The organism is Nostocoides sp. F2B08, from assembly GCF_009184895.1.
Classification (GTDB): Bacteria; Actinomycetota; Actinomycetes; order Actinomycetales; family Dermatophilaceae; genus F2B08.
The window spans coordinates 19929-38043 of the sequence record NZ_WESE01000003.1 but is presented as its reverse complement, the minus strand read 5'-3'; the positions used below and the strand labels follow the sequence as shown (position 1 = coordinate 38043).

General features: G+C 69.5%; 14 protein-coding genes and 2 pseudogenes. 7 read left to right on the top strand and 9 right to left on the bottom strand.

The genetic code is table 11. The features are described 5' to 3' along the window. Positions 1–41 precede the first annotated feature (41 nt). From GA707_RS07605 to GA707_RS07595, 3 genes are read left to right on the top strand one after another with little or no spacing between them, the layout of a single operon-like run. Positions 42–467 (top strand): helix-turn-helix transcriptional regulator, encoded by a 426-nt coding sequence (locus GA707_RS07605; protein ID WP_152177844.1) that lies wholly within the window; start codon positions 42–44, stop codon positions 465–467. Beyond that, positions 464–2440, top strand: a complete 1977-nt coding sequence (locus GA707_RS07600) for a heavy metal translocating P-type ATPase (protein WP_370460018.1) — start codon at positions 464–466, stop codon at positions 2438–2440. The genes GA707_RS07605 and GA707_RS07600 overlap by 4 nt, the downstream gene beginning before the upstream one ends. Further along, a complete protein-coding gene (locus GA707_RS07595; protein ID WP_152177843.1) occupies positions 2437–3351 on the top strand; it encodes a cation diffusion facilitator family transporter in 915 nt (304 codons plus the stop codon). Before GA707_RS07600 ends, GA707_RS07595 begins: the two co-directional genes overlap by 4 nt. Positions 3352–3492: 141 nt before the next feature. On the opposite strand, the gene GA707_RS07590 is transcribed toward GA707_RS07595, so the two are convergent. Further along, positions 3493–4302 (bottom strand): M23 family metallopeptidase, encoded by an 810-nt coding sequence (locus tag GA707_RS07590; protein WP_152177842.1) that lies wholly within the window; start codon positions 4300–4302, stop codon positions 3493–3495. 274 nt (positions 4303–4576) lie between these two features. Between GA707_RS07590 and GA707_RS07585 the strand changes: the two genes are divergently transcribed. Together GA707_RS07585 and GA707_RS07580 are read left to right on the top strand one after the other, a co-directional pair. Next, positions 4577–5245: a thioredoxin domain-containing protein gene (locus tag GA707_RS07585; protein ID WP_193315236.1), complete on the top strand. Its 669-nt coding sequence runs from the start codon at positions 4577–4579 to the stop codon at positions 5243–5245. After that, a complete protein-coding gene (locus GA707_RS07580; RefSeq protein WP_152177841.1) occupies positions 5226–5840 on the top strand; it encodes a vitamin K epoxide reductase family protein in 615 nt (204 codons plus the stop codon). The genes GA707_RS07585 and GA707_RS07580 overlap by 20 nt, the downstream gene beginning before the upstream one ends. 1095 nt (positions 5841–6935) lie before the next feature. Here GA707_RS07580 and GA707_RS07575 read toward each other — a convergent pair. Next, positions 6936–7717: pseudogene (locus GA707_RS07575) on the bottom strand (FAD-dependent oxidoreductase). 150 nt (positions 7718–7867) lie between these two features. Here GA707_RS07575 and GA707_RS07570 point away from each other — a divergent pair. Further along, a pseudogene (locus GA707_RS07570) lies at positions 7868–8068 on the top strand (MerR family transcriptional regulator); the annotation flags it as partial. A gap of 144 nt (positions 8069–8212) precedes the next feature. Here GA707_RS07570 and GA707_RS07565 read toward each other — a convergent pair. The 4 genes from GA707_RS07565 to GA707_RS07550 form a co-directional block, all read right to left on the bottom strand. Beyond that, positions 8213–9430: an IS110 family transposase gene (locus tag GA707_RS07565; protein ID WP_193315235.1), complete on the bottom strand. Its 1218-nt coding sequence runs from the start codon at positions 9428–9430 to the stop codon at positions 8213–8215. Positions 9431–9772: 342 nt separating this feature from the next. Continuing rightward, the gene (gene lepB, locus GA707_RS07560; protein WP_152177838.1) at positions 9773–10168 is read right to left on the bottom strand and encodes a signal peptidase I; all 396 of its coding nucleotides are present in this window, start codon (positions 10166–10168) and stop codon (positions 9773–9775) included. Beyond that, the gene (locus tag GA707_RS07555) at positions 10168–10725 is read right to left on the bottom strand and encodes a DUF6448 family protein (protein ID WP_152177837.1); all 558 of its coding nucleotides are present in this window, start codon (positions 10723–10725) and stop codon (positions 10168–10170) included. The genes lepB and GA707_RS07555 overlap by 1 nt, the downstream gene beginning before the upstream one ends. A gap of 66 nt (positions 10726–10791) precedes the next feature. Beyond that, positions 10792–11445: a Crp/Fnr family transcriptional regulator gene (locus tag GA707_RS07550; protein WP_193315233.1), complete on the bottom strand. Its 654-nt coding sequence runs from the start codon at positions 11443–11445 to the stop codon at positions 10792–10794. Positions 11446–12541: 1096 nt separating this feature from the next. Between GA707_RS07550 and GA707_RS07545 the strand changes: the two genes are divergently transcribed. Then, a complete protein-coding gene (locus GA707_RS07545) occupies positions 12542–14503 on the top strand; it encodes a hypothetical protein (RefSeq protein WP_193315232.1) in 1962 nt (653 codons plus the stop codon). A 309-nt stretch (positions 14504–14812) separates the two neighbouring features. Here GA707_RS07545 and GA707_RS07540 read toward each other — a convergent pair whose 3' ends face one another. The 3 genes from GA707_RS07540 to merB all read right to left on the bottom strand — a co-directional run bounded on the left by GA707_RS07540 (position 14813) and on the right by merB (position 17343). Next, positions 14813–15562, bottom strand: coding sequence for an ABC transporter permease (locus GA707_RS07540; protein WP_152177835.1), 750 nt, complete (start codon positions 15560–15562; stop codon positions 14813–14815). Continuing rightward, a complete protein-coding gene (locus GA707_RS07535) occupies positions 15559–16479 on the bottom strand; it encodes an ABC transporter ATP-binding protein (RefSeq protein ID WP_193315231.1) in 921 nt (306 codons plus the stop codon). Before GA707_RS07535 ends, GA707_RS07540 begins: the two co-directional genes overlap by 4 nt. Before the next feature lie 201 nt (positions 16480–16680). Continuing rightward, on the bottom strand, positions 16681–17343 hold the full coding sequence (gene merB, locus GA707_RS07530) for an organomercurial lyase (protein WP_226963611.1): 663 nt from the start codon (positions 17341–17343) through the stop codon (positions 16681–16683). Between the last annotated feature and the right edge of the window lie 772 nt (positions 17344–18115).

The following is an 18115-nucleotide window of genomic DNA, read 5'->3' as shown; positions in this document are numbered from 1 at the left end:
CTGCGGATGAGGGGTCTGGGAAGGCCGTGTATCATCGCCGTATGACGATGATATCGGGAGAGTCGCTGATTGAGGTCGGCGTGGAGCGGGGTGGGCTGGAGGTGGCGGCGGCGTTGTTCCATGGGTTGTCGGATCCGTCGCGGTTGGCGATCCTGCAGCATCTGACTCTGGGGGAGCATCGGGTGCGTGATCTGACCGAGCATCTGGGGTTGGCGCAGTCGACGGTCAGCGCGCATCTGGGGTGTCTGCGGGACTGCGGCCTGGTGGTGTCGCGTCCGCAGGGGCGGGCGTCGATGTTCTCCCTGGCCGACACGCCGGAGCTGTTGGCGGTCCTGGATGCGGCGCAGCGGCTGTTGGCGAGGTCGGGACACGCGGTGGCGTTGTGCCCTAACTACGGGGTTGGGACCACCGGGAGCGTGGCTGCCGAGCAGCTGCGTCGGCACAGTGCCCGGCAGGAGCAGCCGTGACCGGCCAGGACGCCTCGGGTGGGGACCTGGTCGAGAGTGCGTGTGGGTGCGCGGGCCCGTCGGGGGAGGCTGAGGAGCCGGTGACGCGGGTGTGGCAGGTGCGCGAGGTCCAGCTGGGGCTGGCCTCCGGGGTGTTGCTGCTTGGCGCGTTCCTGGCGGGTCTGGCCGGCTCGGAGAGGCTGGAGCTGGTGCTGGCCGTCGCGGCGCTGCTGGTCGGGGGGTCCACGTTCGTGCCCGGTGCGTTGCGCCGGCTGGGTCGCGGCAAGGTTGGGGTCGGTCTGCTGATGACGATCGGCGCGGTCGGGGCGACGGTGTTGGGGCAGGTTGAGGAGGCGGCCGCGCTGGCGTTCCTGTTCTCCTTGAGTGAAGGTCTGGAGGAGTACTCGCTGGCCCGGACCCGGCATGGGCTGCGGGCCCTGCTGGACCTGGTCCCGCAGGAGGCCAGCGTGCGGCGGGCCGGCCGCGAGCTGGTGGTGCACCCCTCACAGCTGCTGGTGGGGGACGTGATGGTGGTTCGGCCCGGAGAGCGGCTGGCCACCGACGGCACGGTCCGCGTCGGTACCAGTGCGGTGGACACCTCGGCCATCACGGGCGAGTCGATGCCGGTCGAGGTCGGGCCCGGAGTGGAGGTCTTCGCCGGGTCGATCAACGGCACCGGCGCCCTGGAGGTCGAGGTCTCCTCGACGGCCGAGGACAACTCGTTGGCCCGGATTGTGCATGTCGTGGAGGCCGAGCAGTCCCGCCGCGGATCCACGCAGCGGCTGGCCGACCGGATCGCCGGGCCTCTGGTGCCCGGCATCCTGGTCGTTGCCGGGTTGACCGCGCTGGTCGGTGCTCTGGCCGGGGACCCGTCGGTGTGGGTGGAGCGTGCCCTGGTGATGGTCGTGGCGGCCTCGCCGTGCGCACTGGCGATCTCGGTGCCGGTCACTGCGGTCGCCTCCATCGGGGCGGCCAGCCGGCGCGGGATCCTGGTCAAGGGTGGCGCGGCGATGGAGACCCTGGGCAAGGTCGCTGTGATCGCGGTGGACAAGACCGGCACCCTGACCCGCAACCAGCCGGCCGTCATCGAGGTCGCCACCGCCGCGGGGTACACCCGTGAGCAGGTGCTGGCGTGGGCGGGCGCGCTGGAGGCCCGCAGCGAGCACCCGCTCGCCCGTGCCGTGCACGCCGCGGCCGGGCAGGTGCCGCCGGCGAAGGATGTCCAGGCGGTGGTCGGCGCCGGCCTGAGCGGCACCGTGGACGGAGCCGACGTCCGGCTGGGCCGGCCGGGCTGGGTCGAGCCCGGCGTCCTGGCCACTCGGGTGGCCCGGATGCAGCAGGCGGGCGCGACCGCCGTGGTCGTCCAGGTCGACGGCGAGCCCGTCGGAGCGCTCGCCGTCCGTGACGAGCTGCGAGGCGAGGCGGCCCAGGTCATTGCCGCATTCCATGCCCGCGGCTACACCGTGGCGATGCTGACCGGCGACAACCAGCTGGCCGCCGGCGCGCTGGCGGGTGAGGCGGGCATCGAGCAGGTGTATGCCGACCTGCGCCCCCAAGACAAGTCGGCGATGGTGACCCGCCTGCGCGCCGCCGGGACCACCGTGATGGTCGGCGACGGAGTCAACGACGCACCGGCGCTGGTCACCGCCGACATCGGAGTCGCGATGGGCGCGATGGGCACCGACGTGGCCATCGAGACCGCCGACGTCGCGCTGATGGGCGATGACCTGCGGCTCCTGCCGCTCGCGTTCGACCACGCCCGCCGCACCCGGGTCATCATGCTGCAGAACGTGGTCGTGTCGCTGGCGCTCATCGCGGTGCTGATCCCGCTGGCCCTGCTCGGGGTCCTCGGCCTGGCGGCCGTGGTCCTGATCCACGAGGTCGCCGAAGTCCTCGTGATCGCCAACGGCGTTCGCGCCGGGCGTCTGGTGCACCTGCCGACGCTCGAGGCCACCACCGAAGACCGGACCCAGCCGCAGGGAGCCGTCGCATGAGCGCCGGCCATGACCACGCACCGCCCACGACCCACCGGGGCCGCCTGGCGGTGGCGTTCGGGATCACGGCGACCATCCTGATCGCCGAGGTCGTCGGCGCCTTGTGGACCGGCAGCCTGGCGCTGCTGGTCGACGCCGGGCACATGCTCACCGACGCGGCCGGGCTGCTGATGGCGCTGGTCGCCGCATCGCTGGCGCTGCGCCCGGCCACCCCGCAACGCACCTGGGGGTTCCGCCGGGCCGAGGTCCTGGCCGCCGGCGCCCAGGCCACCGTCCTGCTCGGCGTCGGCATCTACGCCTTCGTCGAGGGCATCCAACGCCTCTACGACCCGCACGAGGTCAGCTCGCGAGGGCTGCTGGTGTTCGGCATCGTCGGCCTGGTCGGCAACATCGTGGCGCTGCTTGTGCTGAGCTCCGGGCGCACGGCCAACCTCAACATGCGGGCCGCGTTCCTCGAGGTCGTCAACGACGCGCTGGGCTCGGTGGCCGTCATCGTCAGTGCCGTCGTCATCGCCGCCACCGGCTGGACCCGCATCGACGCCATCGCCGGCATGCTCATCGCCACGTTGATCGTGCCCCGAGCCGTCATCGTGCTGCGCGAGTCCGGCCACATCCTGCTCGAATCCACCCCCAAGGGCTTGGACCTGGACGACGTGCGGGCCCACCTGCTGGCCGTGGAACACGTCCGCGAGGTCCATGACCTGCACGCCTCGACCATCGCCACCGGCCTGCCCGTCCTGACCGCCCACGTCGTCCTGGACGACGAATGCTTCATCGACGGGCACGCCGCCGAAATGCTCGCCCACCTCCAGGGCTGCCTCGCCGCCCACTTCGAGGTCAGCGTCGAACACTCCACCTTCCAGCTCGAACCGCCCGGCCACGCCGAGCGCGAGCACGCCGCCCACGCTTGAGACACGCCCGGGCTCTCTCGCAGCCCACCGTGGCAGTTCCCAACCGCAGTGCCTGGACAGGTGGTTCGCGATGCGGCACGCGACCGGCTCGATCCGAAGCAGCCGAAGCAGCCGAACCGGGGGAACCAGGCCGCCCTTGGCCTACAGGCCGATGCCCTTGGAACCTAGCCAGGCGACCGGGTCCACCGGCTCGCTGTTCTCACCACGGGTGCGGATCTCGAAGTGCACGTGCGGACCGTAGGAGCGGCCGGTGTTCCCGGTGCCGCCGATCTTCTCGCCCGGGGCCACGCGCTGACCGACGCTGACCGACATGTAGTCCATGTGGCAGTACCGGCTGACCGACCCGTCCCACTGCTCGATCCACACGTTGTTCCCGCACGAGCCGGTGTCGGCTGCCTTGATCACCGTGCCGGAGGAGACCGCATACAGCGGGGTTCCGATCGGGGCGGCGAGGTCGGCGCCGGCGTGCAGCCGGCCCCACCGGCCACCGAAACCGGAGGTGTACTTGTACTTGCCGATCGGGGCGACCCACCGCTGGGCGGCCTGACGCGCCTCCTCCTCAGCCTTCTTCTTGGCCTCGGCGGCCTTCTTCTCGGCCAGCGCCTGACGCTCCTTCTCCCGGGCGACCCGCTCGGCCTCCTGCTGACGGCCCTGCAAGAGGGCCTCCTGGTCGGTGGTCGCCGAGCGACGCTCAGCAAGGGCAGCGGTGTCATCACGACTCTCGCTCACCTGGCTCTTGGCCAGTGCGAGGTCGACCGGCGAGGTCTGCAGCGCCACCGGCGCCGAACCCGCCACCGAGGCCCCCGTGGTCGCCAGCACCAGGGCCGCCGCGGCGGCCGACGGCAGGACGAACTGCGGGCTGAGCGCGCGCGGCAGGCTACGGCTGTAGACGCGCTGTGCTCGGTGACGCCCGGGCGCAGCATGGCGCCCGGCATAGGAGCGTGAACTCAAAACGAAGGGGTCCTCACGGGCAGGGGCCAACACAAGACAGTAGGTGACGTCACACAGCCGGCAGGAGGCGCAGCCGTCATGGCGTCGTCAGCGCCGCGCAACACGCGGCCTGCCTCCACGGTAGCGTAACCGTTTCGTTATCCAAATTCCGGCCGTCTCGGTGGCCGCCGCGGGCACTCAGGGTTCGCCCAGACTATCGCCGTACCATGCACCGATGCCCGCTTCGGCGGTGCCAGGAACCCCCTTGTCAGTCGAGTCCTTGTGAGGCACATCCATGCTGCGCCGCAACGTCCTGCTCTCCGGAGCCCTGATCGCGCTCTTCGTCCTGGCGGTGGTGGTCGCCGTCGTGGTGGCCCGCCCCTCCGCCGGCGACCAGAGCGAGGCGACAACGCCGACTCCCCCCGGCGCCGCCGCCCAGGTGGTGCGCGACGACAGTCACGTCCTCGACGACGCCGGCGAGGGGGCCCCGGTCCTGGTGGAGTTCCTGGACTTCGAGTGCGAGGCGTGCCGGGCGGCGTACCCGCTGGTGGAGCAGATCCGCCAGGAGCACGCCGGGGAGCTGACCTTCGTGGTGCGGTACTTCCCCATCCCCAGCCACGCCAACGCCATGAACGCCGCCGTCGCGGTGGAGGCCGCCGCCCAGCAGGGCAGGTTCGAGGATATGTACGCCCTGATGTACCAGACCCAAGCCGAGTGGGGTGAGCAGCAGGACTCCCAAGCCGCCCTGTTCCGGCAGTTCGCGCAGGACCTCGGCCTGGATATGGACGCCTACGACAGCGCGGTGGCCGACCCGGCCACCCAAGCGCGGGTGGAGCAGGACCAGCAGGACGGGATCTCCCTGGGCGTGCAGGGCACTCCCACCTTCTTCCTGGACGGCGAGCTGATGCAGCCGGAGTCGGCCGAGGACTTCCAGGCCCAGATCGATGCCGCCGTCAACGGCTAACGAACCGGCGGTGACCGCCCGCCCCCCGACCAGCGAACCAGCACCCCGCGCCGTTGGATGGATCCTGGCGGCATGCGGCACGGTCGGCCTGGTCGCCGCGTTCACCCTCCTGGTGGAGAAGATCCGCCTGGTGGCCGACCCTGCCTACAACCCCAGCTGCAGCATCAGCCCACTGCTCAGCTGCGGCTCGGTGATGAGCACCCCCCAGGCTGAGATCTTCGGGTTCCCCAACCCGATCCTCGGGGTCGCCGCCTTCGCCGCGTTGACCACCGCCGGAGTCACCATCGCAAGCGGGGCGCGGCTGCCGGGCTGGTACTGGATGACCCTGACCGCCGCAACGGCCCTGGGCACGATCTTCGTGCACTGGCTCATCGTGCAGAGCGTGTACCGCATCGGCGCGCTCTGCCCCTACTGCATGGTCGTCTGGGTCGTCACCATCACCGCCTTCGTTGCCGTGCTGACCCGCTGGTCCCGCACCGGTGCACTCCCAGCGTGGATAGCAGACCACGCGGTCACCATCACCATCGCCTGGCTCCTCGCAGTCACAACACTGATCACCGTGCAGTTCTGGGACTACTGGATCACGCTGATATGACGCCCTGCCCCGCACAACACCGAGCGGGTGTGGACGACCTTGAACGTGAAGTCGGTCAGCCGTTGCGGACCGGGCCATGGCCGTGCCACTGCCATCGACCATGTCACCGCCAGCCCGTCAGCAGGCGACCGGAAACCCGAAGGTGCTCTACACGGAGATCCTGAAGTCCAGATCGATGACCGACTCCGAGTTGATCACGGCCACGGAACCCAACTGAACTTGTCCGACCGGCGACACATCTTCGGCAGTCGACCGGCCACCTTATGCCCGTCGTGGCTGGACATCGCCAAATGGATCTTGGCGTTGGGCCATGATGGGCGAAGGGAAGTCGAGGGTGCTCGTAATCCCAGAATGTCCTGGCGCCGAAGCAGCGACGGCATTGGTCCAAGCCGCGCTGGACGACATCGGACTGCCCAGGGCGACCTTCGCGGTCAGGCTCATCGACACCGATGAGGCGGCGCGAGCACACCGGTTCGCGGCACTCCCGTCCTCGACGGCACCGAAGCGTTCGACACAGGTGATGACCACGGCTCAATGGCGTGCCGGATGTACGTGACGCCCGATGGCCCGAGGAACCTGCCCGCTCAACGGGACCGTCGCGAAGCCCTCAGACAGCGAGATGAAGCCGGCTGACCATCCGCCGACGGGCGAGGACGTCGCAGCCCAGCGAAGGGTGCCCACATTCCCGACCGCCCGGTCCCCGTTCGAGCAGTAGCGTCTGATCTGTTGGCGGACGCCCCCGGGGCGGGGCTGCGCCGACTTCCCCACTCGAGCGAGGTGAGTCCACTGCTGCGTGACACGTCGGGGAAGACCGGCGAGGTCGAGATCAGCTCCGTCGTGGACGCTGACGCTGGTCGCGTCTGGGGGGACGCGCTTGACTTCACTGGGATCAACGGGGAGTTGATGCCCCTTCTGAGGATGACCTCACCCCGCAGGTGGCGCGGGCGCACCCCCGACCACGTCCAGCCCGGACGGCGGCTCTTCAGATCATGGCTTCTGTTGTTCGGTGTGATCCCAGTTGACTACGACGACATCTGCATCGTCGAGATCGGCCCCGGCTACCGGTTCCTGGAGCGGTCCCAGATGATGAGCGCCTCAACCTGGGAGCACGAACGCATCGTCATTGACGAACTCCCGGGCACATGCCGCATTACTGACCGGGTGCAGCCGTTCTGCGCGGACCGCAGCACCCGAGGCGGCCCGTACGACGACCTCGCCTCCGTCGACCGAGACGGCGACGACGTGCTCCTCGAGGACACCGATGCCGTCCTCGGCAAAGACCGCACGCAGGGGTTCGGCCAGCTCCGGCTCGGCCCGGCGGGCCACGCGCCCGACCAGGGACACCCTCGCACCGAGACGGGCCAAGAGCTGTGCCTGCTCGAGCCCGACGTAGCCGCCACCGATCACCACCAGGGACCTCGGCACCTGCTCGAGTTCCATGGCCGTCGTCGACGTCAACCAGTCCACGCTGTCCAGACCCGCCAGCTCGGGCACCGCCGGCGCGGCCCCGGTGGCACCACGTACGCCTGGGCGCGCAGCGGCTTGCCGTCGACCGCGAGCGTGTCGCGATCGAGGAACCTGGCGTGCCCAGGCACGACCTCGAACCCATGGGCGGCGGCGACGTCGGCGTACTTCGCACTGCGCATGCGCTCGACCAGCTCGTCCTTCTGGTGAACCAGCGCTCGTAGGTCCACGCCACCTGCGGACGTGGGAGCGCCGTCGAAGGGATTGGTCAGGGCGGAGTGTCGGGCGCCGGCGGCCGCCAGGAGCGTCTTGGACGGCACGCAGCCGATGTTCACGCAGGTCCCACCGAGAACGCCGCGCTCGATCAGGACCACGGTGTGCCCAGCCTGCCGAGCGGTGATCGCAGCCGCCATCGCCGCACCACCGGAGCCGACCACCGCCAGGTCCACGTCATAGCCCGCGCTCATGCCACATCCTTCGTCGTCGGTCCCGGTCCAGGTGCCAGCCTGGATCTTCTAGCGCACTGGAAGGTCAAGACCGGCAGGGTGGCGGGAGGATAAGACGTGCGCATCGGAGAGCTGGCCCAGGCGAGCGGCACCACGACCAAGACGCTGCGCTACTACGAACAGGCAGGGCTCCTCCCGGCGCCCGAGCGCACCACCACCGGCTACCGCGACTACGACCCCGCGACCCTCCAGCGACTGAACTTCATCCGCCGTGGTCAGGCCGCCGGCCTGACCACGGCCCAGATCCGAGAGGTGCTGCACCCACCCTGACCACAAGCTCGTGTGGCCGTCAATCCAGGACAGGCTCCCGCGCGGAGCCAGAGAAAGCAGCGCCCATTTCGTCAGTGGGTCCGCTGCAACGGCGAGCAAAGCGAGGTGGCCCACTCCGGCACCCCTCTGTTGTCAAGAGGCGGTTTGGAGCGTTCTGCCGGGTGAGGTCTTCCTGGTCGGCGAGGTCGGGGGTAGCGTCGTGTGCGCGGGTCCGGGAAGTGGCTGATCCGAAGTGCCGGTGTGCGGGTGCAAGCCGGCCGCGCTGGATTTGTGTGACGCCCCGCTGTGCCCTCCCGGGCCCGCCTCGCCGATCTCGGCACTGACAATGCCGGCGGCTCGGGCGTCGGCGACGAGCTGGCGATAGAGAGCGTCGGAGATGCGGCGCTTGAGGCAGCGCATCGCCTCGCGTCGGGTCTTGCCGGCGGCAATCTTGCGCAGGTAGTAGGCCCGCCCCTCGGTGTTGTGACGGATCTGAGTGGCCGCGGCGATGTGGGTCATGTGGTTCATTCGCCGGTTCCCGGCGCGGGAGAGCCGATGCCGGACAATCTCGCCGGAGGAGGCCTCGATCGGTGCGGTGCCGGTCCAGGACGCGAACCGGTTCCGGTCGGCGAAGCGGGCCACGTCACCGACGTCGGCGAGAACCCGGGCGGCCACGACCGGCCCGACCCCGGGCAGCTCCATCAACGTCGAGCCGCGGGCCAGGACCATGGCCTTGAGCTCCTTCTTCAGCTCCTTGATCTTCTTCTCCACCACGACCAGCTCGGCCAACAACTCCGCGGCTAGGCGGCGGCGGGTCTTGCCGACCACGTCCCGCGGTCGCACTGAGGCCAGCATGGCCTTGGCCTGACCTGCGGTGATCTCCTTCTTCGCCGTCCCGGGGATCAGCTCGGCCAGCAGCCGGTGCAGCCGGTTGACGGTCTGTACCCGGGTGCGGGAGAGCTCATCTCGTCGGTCGGTCAGCATCCGCAGCGCCTCGAGCTCGGCGTCGTAGGAGAGCACCCGAAGACCCGTCGTGCGGACGGCGACCACGGCGACCGAGTGCGCGTCGTGGGCGTCGGTCTTGCGGTTGTGGCCGGTGTCGAACAACCGTGCCCGTGCGGACAGCTTCGCCGGCACGTCGAGCACGTGCTCACCATCGGCGAGCAGCCGCTGCGCCAGCGGGCGTCCGGCGCCGTTGCTGCCCTCGACCGCCCAGGTCCGCTCGGGCCAGGCCGCCACGCGCTTGCGCATCGCGCGATACCCGGCGTTGTCAGTGCCGAACCGGCCGGTCGCCAACACCGTCTCGTTCGTGTCGACGACCTCGATCGTGGCCGACAGCTTGTGGGGATCGACCTCGATTAACACCTTCATGAGCTGACCGCCTTCGTCTCGCATCCGATGGAACGGCGAGGCGGGCATTGCTACTTAGAGCAGGGCAGACCCCTCTGGAGCCACACCTTCGCCACGATGCCCGACGGGGCCGCAACCCGGAGTAGAGCCACACCGATCCATCTGGTGGGCAGCCGGCTGAAGAGCAACCCGCCGGGCACCTAGACCGAGTCTGGCCGGACACCGGTCCTACCCACAAGCATCAAGTAGCCGGCTGTCGGCGCGCAGATGGGCGTCTGGGCCTGCCGGATAGCCGGCTGCCGGTTCATTCTGGCTCTTGGTTCGGGCGTTGCGGTCGCGGTTCCCACGGGGGGACTTGGGGGTTCAATGCCGCAGCAGCCGTCCGCGTATGGCGGCTCGGGGAGTGTAGGGGTGGCTCCAGGAGCGGCTGTCGCTGGAGAGGTCGCGGTTGTCGCCGAGGACGAGGAAGTGTCCGGGCGGCACGTCGTACTCGCCACGGAAGACAGAGGGGCTCGCGTAGGGCTCCGGCAGGGGCCGGCCGTCGATGCTCACCTGGCCCGCGTCGAAGGTGACCTTCTCACCGGGTAGCCCGACGACCCGTTTGACGAGGTGTTGGTTCGGTTCGACCGGGGAGTCCAGGACGACCAGGTCGCCCCGGCCGACTGCGTGAGCCGGCCGCAGCGATCTGGTGAGCACGAGTTGACCGTCGGTCAGGGTGGGTGCCATCGAGTGCGACCGCACCCGGGTGAGCCACCACATCAGTGCACGTGGGCATGCTGGTGGTCGTGCTCCTGGTCGTGGCCTTCGGCGAACTTGAAGAACGAGACGTACGCCGCCACGTACTCCCGGGCGGCAGCCAGGTTGTCGACGTCGAAGCCTTTCAGCGCCACCGCCTGGTCGAACCTGCGCTCCAGCTCGTCCCACCGGTCGTCATCCACGAGCCCGCGCAGCGGGTCGATGCGGCCTAGCGAGAGCGCCTCTTCGGCGGCGACGACCTGAGGGGGCACGTGCGCACCGGCGGGTTTGATGCCTTCGAACCCGGCTCCCTCGCCGGCGCGGTGGACCCGGATCAGGACGTCGAGGAAGTAGCGGTCGGCCAGGTCGCGCGCCTGCGGCGACAGATCTCGTACGGCGACGGCGCGGGTGAACGCCTCCCGCACCTCCTCCTCTGCGTCCTGGTGGACCCACTTCAGAGCGATGTTGACGTTGCCGCTCTCCAGCGCGCGGCGGCCGTCGCCGACCGCAGGACCGTCCTCGGTGTCGCAGTGGGCGGACGCGGTGCGCACGAACAAGCGGAGCACCTTGGCGATGTTCATGGTTCCTCCTTGTGTGGTGGTATCTCGAAGGTAGGACCAAACCAGCCGCGCCCGCCTTGACCTGCGTCAAGCACCGCGAGCCCGCAGCTCGAGTCCGACTGGATCCCAAATGTCGATGTCCATGCCGCGCACCTGGATCAGGCCCTCGTGCTCGAAGGCCTTCAGTCGCCGGCTGACGGTCTCGGGCGAGGTTCCCAGGAAGGTCGCAATGTCCTTCTTGGCCATCGGCAGGTGCGCTGTCGCTGCCCGGTCAACACCCCACGTGGTCGGACAGTCCAGGAGATAGGCCGCCAGCCGCGCACCCACGTCGGCGAGAGTCCTGGCGGTGAGCATCCGCTCCGCGGAGTGCAGCCGCACGGCCAGCGACCGCAGCAGAGCCACGCCGACGGCCGGGAACTCTCGCACGATCCTGTCCAGCGCGCTCGGCTCGAAGACGCAGATCCGCGCTCCCTCCAGGGCCACCACGTCGTTCTCCGGCCGCTCACCGGTCAGGAGCCACGTCTCCCCACCCACCTCACCCGGGCCGAGGACCTGCACGGTCGTGCTCTTGCCGTCGGCGGTCGTGCGAGAGAGCTTCACCATCCCCGCATGCACCACGAACAGCGGCGCTTCCCGCGCGCCAGCGCGCACGAAGGTCTCGCCGGGCCCCACGGTGACCGGACGGGCGAGGGTCGCCACTTCCGCCTGCTGCTCCCGCGTCAGCCCCGCGAAAAGTGGCACCAACGACACGCACGGCTCACCCGCCAACACCCGACCAAGGGCCATAATCCAGTATCCCGTGTAGCCGGTCGGGACAGAGCCCGGCAGCCACATCGGCTCTGAACTCCTACGTCCGCCACTGCAGAGCCGCTCCATCATGCTCGAGCCTCTGGAGGGATTCAGCCATACCCGTGCCCGACAACACTGCAGGGACCGGCCCCACAGCGGTCGTACCCTGCCCGCTCACCCTAGGCCTCGATCAGGCGCTTCTCCTGCAAGCCGTTCGCACCCGGCAAACCGCGTCCCCTGGGTGAGTCACACCGCCGGCTATCGCCCGGTGTCGTACGTGTCCTGAGGAGGGCTTTGAGTTCGCGGTCTGGGCTCACGTGGCTTCGGTAGAGCGGACCGCATGGGGCGGTGGATAGTTGTATGGGTCGGCCCAGCAGGTCCAGTTCGGTCTGCTCCTGCCGGTGGGGGTCCGCCAGGGAGGAGAACTCGTTCATTGATCCGATGACGCTGCGGCTTGCGGTCGCTGCCACGCGGTAGTCGCTCGTCTCGATGCGCAATTTTGTGATGGTGGCCTCGTCCACCTGGTGGCGGCGCAAAACCTCAGCCAGCTGATTCGGGAATCGGGTCAGCAGGGACGATGTCGGTGCCAGGGGCATCAGGACCGGCAAGAGGGCAGAGTTGGCCTGACAGGATCTGCGGTGGTTTTCGAGCAGGGATGCTTGCGCTCTTATCCCCACTGCACGCGTGCAAATCGCTACGGTGTGCGTGTCGCTGGCGCGACGTCGGCCTCACCTTGGAAGGCATTATGCACTCTCTGCGTCGTTCCTCATCTCGCCTTGTCATGGGCGCCCTGGCCACGCTGACGAGTAGCGCTTTCGTGCTCTCCGGCAGCATCGGGTCCACCATCGCCAGTGCCGCCCCGGGAGGGCCTGTCGTTGTTCAGGCGATGACGCCGACGTCAGTCGCACCGCCCGGCCGCGGCCCCGAGGGACCTCTTGGGCAGCGAGCGGATCTGGGGCCGTGTGACCCGATCGACGACGGCGCGTGCCTGCTTCCGTTTCCGAACGACCGGTTCACGGCGCCCGCCGACACCCCGACTGGCCTGCGGGTGGATCTGCCCCTGGAGGGCATGCCGGTCAACGCCGGCGGCGTGCCGGTCAACCCGAGCGAGTGGAACCGCAATGACGGGTTCTCCCCTGGCGCGATGGCCATCGCCGACGTCCCGGGCCTTGACCTGCAGGCGACCTTCGGGCTGCCGGCCGGCGTTCAGGTGCTCGATCGACCAGCGCTGTCCCTGGCGCCTGATGCTCCGATCGTGCTGCTCGACCTCGACACCGGGGCGCGGGTGCCCTACCTCGCCGAGCTCGACCACCACCCGGGGGCCGTCGCTGCCGGCCGGCAGCTGCTGCTGATCCGTCCGCTCGAGGTTCTGCACGGGGGCCACCGCTACGCTGTGGCGCTGCGCGACCTGAAGGACACCGCCGGCCGCACGATACAGGCCGAGCCGGTCTTTGCCTGGTATCGCGGTGATCGTGCGGGCGGGCTCCCAGCTGGCGTCGAGCCGGCACGTACCGCCGAGTTCAACCGCCTGTTCCGCGACCTGCGTAAGGCGGGCGTCGGCCAGCGCGACCTCTACCTCGCCTGGTCATTCACGGTCGCCAGCGATGAGAACGTCACCGGTCGGGCCGTGCACCTGCGCGACCAGGCCTTCGCGTCCCTCGGGGACACCGATCTGGCCGACGGCCAGGTGGACGGCTCGGCACCGACCTTCACGGTCGGGCAGGTGGTGGATGCCCCGAACGCGACCACGCAGCGGCGTGTGAGCGGGACCGTGCTGGTGCCGAACTTCCTGCACGCCCCGGCGCTGCCATCGGCCGGCCCGGATGGCGGCGTGCCGCTCGAGGCACTGCTGTTCTCCACCAACGCGCGGTTCGACTACGGGATCGCCGAGCCCGAACCGATGGCGCTGCCGCAACGCAACCAGACAGCCCCCTGGCTGAGCGTGCCCTACGTGTGCAACCTGCCAGCGGCGGCCACCGCGAACGACCCGGCAGACCCCATGCTCTACGGCCACGGCCTGCTCGGCACCCGCACGCAGGCCAACGGTTTCTCCACCGAGTTGCTCCGGGCACGCAACATCGCTCCGTGCGGCGTGGACTTCGCCGGCATGTCGCAGTACGACACGCCCAACGTCGCCCTTATCCTGCAGGACCTCTCGCGGTTCGGGCTGATGCCGGACCGAATCCAGCAGGGCTTCCTCAACTTCCAGTTCGTCGGTCGAGCACTCTCGCACCCCGACGGGCTCGCCTCGCACACGGCGTTCCAGGACGCCTCTGGGGCCCCACTGATCGACGTCGACACGCTCAGCTACACCGGCATCAGCCAGGGTGGGATCCTCGGTGGCCCGGTCGTCGCGCTGTCGCCGGACGTGACCAGAGGCGTGCTCGGCGTCCCGGGCATCAACTACTCGACCTTGCTCAACCGCTCGGTCGACTGGGAAGGTGCCGCCGTCGGCGGTCTCTACAACCGCTCTTACCCCGACGTCGTCGACCGCCAGCTCGGCTACGTCCTGATGCAGATGCTGTGGGACCGCGGCGAGGGCAGCGGCTACGCACTGCGCACGACGACCAACCCCCTGCCCAACAGCCCACCGAACGAGGTCCTGCTCCACGTCGCCTTCGGTGACTACCAGGTGGCGAATGTGGCCGCCGAGGTGCAGGCACGCGCGTACGGGGCGCGGCTGCTGCAGACCTCGCTCGCCGAAGGTCGCCACTGGTCGAACGATCCCGCCTTCGGCCTGTCAGTGTTCGACCGCGCTGCTGACGGTTCGATCGCCCCGCACGCCGGCTCCGCGATCGTGTACTTCGACTCCGGCAACGACACCCCTCCGAGCGTGAACCTCCCGCCGGGTGACGCAGGCGGCGACCCGCACAGCGACCCCCGTCGTGACGAACGGGGCGCCGACCAGCGAGCCACCTTCCTGCGTGACGGGGTCGTGGTCGACACCTTCGACGGCGAGCCCTACTGGACCCAGACCTGCCGAGGTCCCCTCAACCCCAACTGCCCCTGAAACAGGCCACAACCGCGGCGGGCCGTCCCCTTCGGAGGGCCCGCCCGCAGTCACCGGGCTCGAAAGGGGTCACCCACCTTCGCCCAAGCGCCGTCGTATTCAACTGAGCCGTATGTGCCATGGACCACCCAGTCAACGAATGTCCTCCCCGTGAACCACGGCTCAACAGGACGCTGTGCAGCGGGATGGGACTTTGCTGGCGCCTCAATGCAAGGTGAGTCCCTCCGCCGGATATCGCTCGTGTGCGGGCATGCGTCACAGCCATGCGCCAGACTCGCAGGTTCGGTCGCTCAGCGCTTTGCGTCGATGTCAGGTCCGTCCGTCACGGCGTAGCTGCCAGGCCGTCAGCGCGACGCTGACGGCAAGGAGGGTCACGATGAACAGCAGTGCCGTCTCGTCCCAGCCGGTTCCTGTCCATGGTCCGCGGAGGAGCTCTGCGGCGTGGGTGACGGGCACGAGCTCGGAGGTCCGTGCGAGGGCGTCTGGGAGGACCTCTGTGGGTGGGCCGGCGCCGCCGAGCATGAGGAAGAGGAAGAACAGCAGCACTCCCAGGCCTTGGGCGGCGCGGGCGGTGGGAAGGAGGAACCCGAGCAGTGCGCCGAGTGCGGCGAAGGCGACGGCGGTGAGCAGGAATCCCGCGATCACGCCGCCCCAGTCCTGCGGCAGCGCCGCGTCGTAGACGGCCACGGACATGATGGTAAGCAGGACCGCGCCGACGGTCGCGATGAGCACGGTGACGGCCATGTGCGCACCGACCAGGGTTGCGGGGCGCACGGCCGAGGCGCGGAAGCGGCGCAGCACTCCCTGCTCGCGGTAGCCGGCCAAGTGCACCGGCAGCGCCAGGACGCCGGCGGTGGCCGCGGCCAGGGCCACGTAGGCCGAGGTGTAGAAGTCGATCGGCGGCAGCCCTTCCCACACGCTCGGGTCCGGCTGGCTGCCGAAGACGCCGTTGAGAACGTAGAGCATCACCAGCGGCAAGACCAGGACGAACAGGACGGTCAAGGGTTCTCGGACGAACAGTTTCAGCTCGACCCAGGTCATCGCCCGCAGCGCTCTCACGACGTACCGTCCGGGTTGGGGTCGCCGGTCAGGGACAGGTAGGCGTCCTCAAGGGTGGGGGTGTGCGCGGCCAGGTCCGCCGGTTCGATCCCACGCTCCACGAGTGCGTGCGCGACCCTGGCCAGCAGCGGGCCGCCGCCTCGGACGGTTGTCTGGTCACCGTCGCGCTCGATGTGGCGAACGTCGGCCAAGGCGGACAGGTAGGACAGGTCCACGTCCGGTGGTGCGGTGAACCGCACGACGGTCTCGCTCTGGTGGGCGGCGATGAGCTCAGCGGCGGTGCCCTTGGCCAGGACACTGCCCCTGGAGAGCACCGCGAGGCGGTCGCAGAGCCGTTGCGCCTCGTCCATGAAGTGGGTGACCAGGACCACGGTGGCGCCTCGGTCTCGGACGGCCGAGACCAGATCCCACGCCACCCGGCGGGCGGCGGGGTCTAAGCCGGTGGTCATCTCGTCCAGCACCACCAGCCGCGGGTTAGATACCAACGCAAGGGCGACGAAGAGCCGCTGGCGCTGCCCGCCGGACAGGTTCGCGAACGCGGTATCGCGCTGATCGGCCAGTCCCCACTCCTGGAGCAGCTGACGCCACGGCGGCCCGCCAGGGCTGATTGTCGCAAACAGCTCGAGTGCCTCCCCAACCCGGAGCCGGTCCGGCAGGGCCGAGTCCTGTAGCTGACTGCCGACCAGCCGGCGCAGCTTCATCGCCTCGCTTGCCGGGTCCAGCCTCAACACCCTCAGCCGGCCGGCGTCGGCCCGGCGCAGCCCCTGCAGGCACTCCACCGTTGTGGTCTTGCCCGAGCCGTTGGGACCCAGCAAACCGAAGATCTCGCCGGCTTCGACCTCGAACGAGACATCCGCCACCGCCACGGTCCGGCCGTACTGCTTGCGCAGCCCGCTGACCTCGACCACAGCAGCCATACCCGCCAGCCTGGACCGAGATGCCCACCATGTCTACAACCCAACCGCCACGCGGTGTCGCTGCAGCCCCAGACGAACGAGTTGTCCCACTCCGCCGGGAGCTGGGCGTGACGCGCAGACTTTGATGAGTCCTTTTCGGTGTTGTCGTCGGTGGTGCGGCCGGTCGGGGCGGCGTGGTCGAGCGAGGGCGGACAAGGTCAGTCAGTCTGGGAGTCCCCAGAACGGTCCGGAGAGTCCGACGCTGCGCAGGTAGTCGGCGGCGGCGCTCGGGTCACGCCGGACGTAGCCGCGTTCGAGCCGTCCGGCGTACCACCCGGACGCCAGCCGCCACAGCGTAGGCAGGTCCATCACGTACCCGCGCCGGTTGCTCGTCCGCTCCAGCCAGGCGGTCACGCACTGCTCGGAGCAGTAGATGCGCTGGTTGCCGCAGGTGTAGACCACGTCGTCCCACATGCGACTAGCCGGCACCAGGAAGTGCGCCACCTGCTCCCCGGGCGGCGGCTCCCGGGTGTCGACACTCCAGGCGTGGGCTCGCTGGCAGGCGGGACAGGTCGTGGCCACCAGCACCGGGCTCTGCTCGGGCAGCAGGTGCGCGAGCGCGAACGAGTCCCACGCGCAGCCGCCCCACCACAACGTGTCGTGGCCCATCACCGAAAAGCCCAACGGGACCGCCGTGAACGGGTGAGCCATGACGATCTCACCGCCCGCGCCCAGCGCCAGGTGCCGTTGACCGGACAGTTCCCGCAGGCCCGCCCGGACCTCATCCTCCATCGCCGCCATGTCGGCGGTGAGGGCGGCCACGGTGGGGAGCTGTCCGTGTCGGAACCGGTCATACACGGCGATGCGCAGGTCCTCGGAGTCCACCACCGCAGCGTAGGGCAACGCCCTCACCAGAGCAGCCGCACCGAGGGGCGTAGGCCGGCCGATCTCGGCCGCCGCAGGGAACGCTCGTCAGGCACTCACCCGACCTGCTGCACACACGCCGGCAGTCGACCGGACGGTCCTGGAGTCCGTCCCAGCGCGGGTCCTGGGGCAACCTGCTGCCTCTGACGGACACCGGCTTTCATCAAGGCTGCGTGACGCGGCACACAGGTCCCGCTGCGCCCGCTCGAACGGTCGCACGATAGGAGGAGAAGGACAGAGGGAGGCCCTCGATGATGACAAGGACAACGACGAAGGGCAGGCAGAGGGCCAACCGCGGCGGGTATGCGCCACGATCTCAGCGGCGCCAGCTGAAGGAGTCGATTGGCGTCAGCGCGCTCGTGGCATTCGCCAGTCTGGTCGGTGGCAGTCTCTTGGTGGCTACGGGTGCCGGCGAGAACGCCATGGTCAACTTCGTGCCGGCGATGTGGGTGGGCTGGCTGGGTCTCGCTATCGGGACAGGGGCTGCGCTCTTCACGATCGCGCTTGCCGTTGCATGGTTGTGGACTTGGCGGTAGGTCCGTTGGTGCCTCCAGTGCATCTCAATTGCGGACCGGACGCGCGCCGCAGACGCGATACCGCCCGAGGCGGGCCTGAGGTCTGATCGCCAAGACCGGCGTGCGCAAGTTCGCTTGCGAGCTGCGTCTCTTCGCCGGATGTTGGTCCGGTGAACAGGGTGATGGCGCTCATACCTGTCCACTGGAAGGACCGAAGC

Coding starts and splice junctions, on each gene's coding strand:
- GA707_RS07605 (WP_152177844.1), top strand. CDS start 42: ATGACGATGATATCGGGAGAGTCGCTGATTGAGGTCGGCGTGGAGCGG.
- GA707_RS07595 (WP_152177843.1), top strand. CDS start 2,437: ATGAGCGCCGGCCATGACCACGCACCGCCCACGACCCACCGGGGCCGC.
- GA707_RS07585 (WP_193315236.1), top strand. CDS start 4,577: ATGCTGCGCCGCAACGTCCTGCTCTCCGGAGCCCTGATCGCGCTCTTC.
- GA707_RS07580 (WP_152177841.1), top strand. CDS start 5,226: ATGCCGCCGTCAACGGCTAACGAACCGGCGGTGACCGCCCGCCCCCCG.
- GA707_RS07565 (WP_193315235.1), bottom strand. CDS start 9,430: ATGAAGGTGTTAATCGAGGTCGATCCCCACAAGCTGTCGGCCACGATC.
- lepB (WP_152177838.1), bottom strand. CDS start 10,168: ATGTGGTGGCTCACCCGGGTGCGGTCGCACTCGATGGCACCCACCCTG.
- GA707_RS07555 (WP_152177837.1), bottom strand. CDS start 10,725: ATGAACATCGCCAAGGTGCTCCGCTTGTTCGTGCGCACCGCGTCCGCC.
- GA707_RS07535 (WP_193315231.1), bottom strand. CDS start 16,479: ATGGCTGCTGTGGTCGAGGTCAGCGGGCTGCGCAAGCAGTACGGCCGG.